At 68.6% G+C, this 2,269-nt stretch carries 4 protein-coding genes; 2 read left to right on the plus strand and 2 right to left on the minus strand.

Features of this window, described 5'->3' with window-relative positions:
• Positions 1-240, plus strand: a 240-nt coding sequence (locus tag RTO53_RS19865; protein WP_312239381.1) for a MerC domain-containing protein, incomplete at its 5' end; no start/stop codon positions are given.
• A 51-nt stretch (positions 241-291) separates the two neighbouring features.
• Here RTO53_RS19865 and RTO53_RS19870 read toward each other — a convergent pair.
• On the minus strand, positions 292-567 hold the full coding sequence (locus tag RTO53_RS19870; RefSeq protein WP_312239382.1) for a metal/formaldehyde-sensitive transcriptional repressor: 276 nt from the start codon (positions 565-567) through the stop codon (positions 292-294).
• A gap of 51 nt (positions 568-618) precedes the next feature.
• Here RTO53_RS19870 and dmeF point away from each other — a divergent pair, with 51 nt between their 5' ends.
• Entirely contained in the window at positions 619-1,716 is a 1,098-nt protein-coding gene (dmeF, locus tag RTO53_RS19875) for a CDF family Co(II)/Ni(II) efflux transporter DmeF (protein WP_312239383.1), read from the plus strand.
• Here dmeF and RTO53_RS19880 read toward each other — a convergent pair.
• On the minus strand, positions 1,688-1,969 hold the full coding sequence (locus tag RTO53_RS19880) for a hypothetical protein (protein WP_312239384.1): 282 nt from the start codon (positions 1,967-1,969) through the stop codon (positions 1,688-1,690). The two genes, dmeF and RTO53_RS19880, sit on opposite strands and share 29 nt — an antisense overlap.
• Between the last annotated feature and the right edge of the window lie 300 nt (positions 1,970-2,269).

The following is a 2,269-nucleotide window of genomic DNA, read 5'->3' on the forward strand; positions in this document are numbered from 1 at the left end:
GTCCACCTGCTCTTCGTGGCCATCGCCGCGCCGCTGACCGGCTTCGCCCTGTGGCGCGCGCACCGCCAGCAACGCCTGCCTGCTGCGGCCTTGGCCAGCGCTGCGCTGGGGTTGCTGCTGCTGTTGGCCGGCGCTGCCGAGTGGCCCAGCCACGACACCGAAACGCCTATGACCGTCGCCGGCAGCCTGCTGCTTGCCGCCACCCATGTGTGGAATGCCTGGCGTCGGCACAGGCACTGATCGCCTCACGCCAAGGGAGGTGCCTTGGGGACGCAAGCGTCCCCGTTGCGCCTACTTCCCGTAGGCGCGCAGCAGCTTCACCAGCACCTGCGCCTCGGCCGCGCGTTCGGCCGGATCGCTGGGGCTGACCACGTGCGCCTGCAGATGTTCGTCCAGCAGCGCCATCAGCAGGCCGTGCGCGGCCCCCCGTACCGCCGAGGCCTGCATCAGCACATCGGTGCAGTCGGCCTCGGTCGATTGCAGGGCGGTTTCCAGTGCGGCCACCTGGCCGGCCATGCGACGGACCCGGGCCAGCAGCGCGTTTCGTTGGTGTTGGACGTGCGACATGGGGCAGGAGCATATACCCTGTGGGGGTATATTCCAATCGAGTCCGCGCCCATGTCCCTCCTCGCCGCCGCCGACGCCCGCCGCCACAGCCACCGTTTCGACGACGGCAATCCGCTGGCCGAGCGCAACACCCGGCGCGCCCTGTGGCTGACCGCGGCGATGATGGTGGTGGAGATCATCGGCGGCTGGTGGTTCAACTCCATGGCCGTACTGGCCGACGGCTGGCACATGAGCTCGCACGCACTCGCCCTGGGCCTGGCCGTGTTCGCCTATGCCTGTGCCCGCCGCTACGCACACGACGGCCGCTTTGCGTTCGGCACGTGGAAGATCGAGATCCTCGGCGGCTACACCAGCGCGATCGCGCTGCTGGGCGTTGCGTTGCTGATGGCGGTGCAATCGGCGCAGCGGCTGTTTTCACCCAGTGCCATCCACTACGACCAGGCCATCGTCATCGCCATAGTGGGGTTGGGCGTCAACCTGCTGTGCGCATGGTGGTTGCATGACAGCCATGGGCACGATCACGGGCACCAGCATGGGCACCATCACGGTCACGGACATCCGCACGGCCACGGCGGTGCGCGCGACCACGACTCCCCCCCCGCTGATCAGCATCGTCAGCATCGCGACGCTGACGGAGTCCACGGCCACCCCCACGCCGCGCACGATCTCAACCTCCGCTCGGCGTACCTGCATGTGATCGCCGACGCTGCCACCTCGGTGCTCGCCATCGCCGCACTGGTCGGCGGCAAGTTTTGGGGCGCGGCGTGGCTGGACCCGGTGATGGGACTGGTCGGCGCGGTGCTGGTCACCGTGTGGGCGGTGGGACTGCTGCGCGATACCGGCCGGGTGCTGCTGGATGCGCAGATGGACGCCCCGGTCGTGGCCGAAGTGCGTGAGGTGATCGAGCAGGGCCCGTGGGCAGCGCGCCTTGCGGACCTGCACGTGTGGCAGGTCGGTCGCGGCAAGTACGCGGTGGTGGCCAGCGTAGTGAGCGGCACTGAGGTGACGGCAGATACGATTCGTGAAGCCTTGTCCATCCACGAGGAGCTGGTGCACATCACGGTGGAGGTACATCGGGTGGAAGCGGTCGTCGATGAGCACTTACCTACCGCTTGCCGTCTCACCGATGGAACATCATCGCCACGATGAACAAGGCCAGCGGCGCGGCACTGAGCACGGCGCCAACGACGCCCAGCCAAGGCCAGCGTTCCTGCCGAACCCGCGAGCCGACGGTAGCGATCAGCCCGATGGCGGCCGCACCCAGTACGCCGATCGCCGTCGCCCCGCTCGTGCCCACGCCGACCGTGGGGCTATCGGTCGCCAGCCGCACGAGATAGCCGGCCAGGCCACCCAACGGGAGCCCAAGGAAGCTGCATACACCCAGCCAGGGCCAGCGTTGCACCGTCGTCGCTCGTGGCGAAGACACGTGTGGCGGGGCGGTATCCAGTGGCGTGTTGTCCTGCATGTCAGCGTCCCCGGTTCACGCAACCGTACACCATCGCCCGCCGTGCACGGTCCCTTCCGCTTGCTGCGCCACAATGCCGCACTGCCCGCTACCAGGAGGCCCCGCGATGCGCGTCGTCACCAGCCTGCTACTCCTGTCGCCCCTGTTGCTCAGCGCCTGCCGCAACACCGACACCGGCGCCGGCACGTTCTCCTCCGATCCCATGCTGGGGTGCTATGCCACCCACCCACGCAAGCC

The organism is Stenotrophomonas sp. (assembly GCF_031995405.1).
Classification (GTDB): domain Bacteria; phylum Pseudomonadota; class Gammaproteobacteria; order Xanthomonadales; family Xanthomonadaceae; genus Stenotrophomonas.